Origin of the sequence: Flavobacterium sp. (genome assembly GCF_043756175.1) — a bacterium.
In the GTDB taxonomy this organism is placed as follows: domain Bacteria; phylum Bacteroidota; class Bacteroidia; order Flavobacteriales; family Flavobacteriaceae; genus Flavobacterium.
In genome coordinates, this window is record NZ_JAYURN010000154.1 from 1 (window position 1) to 2,860 (window position 2,860).

Below are 2,860 nucleotides of genomic sequence, written 5' to 3' on the forward strand. Positions count from 1 at the left end.
ATCATTGGCGAAAGCGGTACAGGTAAAGAAGTCATTGCAAAAAGTATCCATGAAAAAAGTTCCAGAAAAGATAATAATTTTATTGCCGTTGACTGTGGAGCAATACCAAAGGAATTGGCTGCAAGCGAATTTTTTGGTCATGTGAAAGGTTCGTTTACAGGAGCTATTGCGGATAAAATGGGTTATTTTCAGGCCGCGAATGGAGGGACAATTTTTCTTGACGAAATAGGAAACTTATCGTATGAAAATCAAATCCAGTTGTTGAGAGCTTTGCAGGAAAGAAAGATAAAACCGGTAGGGAGTAATAAAGAAATCGATGTTGATATTAGAATAATTACAGCTACAAATGAGGATTTGCGTGAAGCAGTAAAGAATGGTGATTTTAGAGAGGATCTGTATCATAGAATCAATGAATTTTCTATTCATTCGCCTTCTTTGGTAGATAGAGAACAAGATTTGATGATTTTTGCTGATTTTTTTATAGAAAAAGCAAATCAAGAATTGAACAAAGAATTAATAGGGTTTTCTCCTGAAGTAATAGCCATTTTTCAAAACTACAGCTGGCCTGGAAATTTAAGAGAACTTCAAAATTGTATCAAAAGAGCAACACTTTTATCGCAAGGAGATTTTATTGAAAAAGGAGCGCTTCCAGTCGAGTTCTTTCAAAAAGCAGGTAAAAAGGAAACTGATTTTTCTTTGTCTGAGAATGAGAAGGGAACTATTCTTGAGGCTTTGCGTCAATCTAAAAACAATAAATCTGAAGCGGCCAGACTGCTTAATATCAATAGAAAGACACTGTATAATAAATTAAAATTATATGATATTGATTAGTTTTGTTCTTTTTCTATAAGAATAAAAAGAGCTGTTAACCTTTTTTTTAATTCTGTAACATTAGCTATGATTATTTCTGCTGTAAGATCTTTCGATTCTAAATCATCTAATATTGCGCTAACTGTGTGGGCTTGAATTTGTTTAAACATGGGGCACATTCGATGTGAAATTTCTTTAATTTCAAAAACATTATGTTTAGCAACGGCATTTTCTAATTGGATTAAATCCTCCGCTGTATTTTTTGTAAAAGAAATTAAAAATTTTTTCAAGGCTTCATCGTCGGCCATAAAAGACAGTAATGATTTTAAAGAATATGGTTTTGTTTGCTCAATTTGATTATCTACACAATTTGAAGTGTCTGGATTTTCAATCGTATCAAAAAGGGAATTAACTGCGGCAAGTAGCGTTTTTGAAGCATAAGGTTTTTTTACGACTTGGGTGAATCCAGCTTTTTTATATACTTGTAAATCTATATTGGCTTTTCCCGTAACAGCTATTATGGGTTGATTTTTATAATTTAATGCTGTAGAATTTTTTAATTTTTCTAAAAATAAGAAGCCATCAATTTCCGGCATTTGAATATCAGTTATTATAAAATCAAATGGATTTGTCCTTGCAGCTTCAAGCGCAGCAGCGGCATTATCAAACGGAATGACTTTGTAGTTGTTTTGCTTTAAAATTTCAGTAGTCAGTTTTAATAAATTGATGTCATCGTCAATAATAATCGCAGTTAATTCGGTTTTTAGATTATTATTTAATAGTTTTTTCGGAAAACTTGTTGCAAATTCTAGTGGAAGTTCAATTTCAAAAACGCTTCCTTTTCCTAGTGTGCTTTTCAGGCTTAGTTTTCCTCCTAAAATTTCCGCAATACTTTTAGAAATAGTAAGTCCTAAACCAGTTCCTCCATATTTTTTTTCTATGTTTTTATTCGCTTGTGTGAATTCTTCAAAAATTACTTGTTGTTTTGTTTCTGCTATTCCAATTCCGGAATCCTCAACGGTGATTAGGATTTTATTGTTTTCAGCAACTTTTGCTTTGATTTTTATGAATCCTTTTTCCGTAAATTTATAAGCGTTCCCTATTAGATTAGTCAAAATTTGTCTCAGTCTGAACGGATCTCCCATTACAGAATCATTAAATTCTCTGCCAGTTTCAATCAAAAGCGCTATCGGTTTCTGTTCATAAATTGATTGAATGCTTGTTCCAACTTCAGAAATGACATCATTTAATGAAAATGGAATATTTTCAATTGTTAATTTACCGGCTTCTATCTGCGTGAAATCCAGTAAGTCCTGAACCAGTTTTGAAATATATTCGGATGAAGTTTTTATGTTTTTTGCAAAATAGAGTTGTCTTTTATTTAGATTTGAATTGTCTAAAAGTTCTGTATAGCCTAAGATGGTGCTTAGTGGTGTTTTTAAGTCATGGCTGACGGTGGTAATGAGTTGTTCTCTATTTTTTAACAGTGATTTTGTTTTTGTATTTGCGGCTTCAAGTTGCCTTTTATAGGATTGACTTTTCGAAAAATCATTCAATATCAGAATTAAAAAAAACAAGGTTGATAATGTTCCTATTCCAGCAGCGATAGTTACTATTTTGTTAGTTTTATTTAATGAATTTTCTCTTTCGTTATAATTTTTTGCCGTGTTTTTGATGATTTCGTTTTCAACAATGCTTAGTACCTTTCTCAATTGTTCCGATATTGAAAGTTCATTTTGTAACAATTTATCTTCTTCAATATTTAGTCATTCTTTCTTCTTTGCCGTCTCTTTTTTAACTTGATTCAATAATGTTTTAGAAGCCAATAAAATCGAGTCTGAAGCTTCTTTAGTTAACGTATTTGTACTGTCGTCAGGAATGTTTTCATTCAGGTAAGACACGTATTTTTTAAGTATATTTCTTTGGTTGTCGCCCATCGCCGCAGGATACTGTACAAAATCTTCTAATTGGAGTTTTCTTAATGAAGCTTCCATTTTCGTTAAATCGGCAATTGCTTTTTTTACTGAAGATTCATCATCAGTTTTGTTTT

Annotated in this window: 2 protein-coding genes and 1 pseudogene; 1 reads left to right on the forward strand and 2 read right to left on the reverse strand. The window is 31.8% G+C overall.

What is annotated here, in order from left to right:
* Positions 1-831 (forward strand): sigma-54 interaction domain-containing protein (locus tag ACH2BP_RS12170; protein WP_395060275.1); only part of this gene is annotated, 831 nt, incomplete at its 5' end.
* Here the strand turns inward: ACH2BP_RS12170 and ACH2BP_RS12175 are convergent.
* Together ACH2BP_RS12175 and ACH2BP_RS12180 are read right to left on the reverse strand one after the other, a co-directional pair.
* Positions 828-2,522, reverse strand: a complete 1,695-nt coding sequence (locus ACH2BP_RS12175; protein ID WP_395060277.1) for a hybrid sensor histidine kinase/response regulator — start codon at positions 2,520-2,522, stop codon at positions 828-830. The two genes, ACH2BP_RS12170 and ACH2BP_RS12175, sit on opposite strands and share 4 nt — an antisense overlap.
* 54 nt (positions 2,523-2,576) lie before the next feature.
* Positions 2,577-2,860 (reverse strand): annotated as a pseudogene (locus ACH2BP_RS12180) (hybrid sensor histidine kinase/response regulator); the annotation flags it as partial.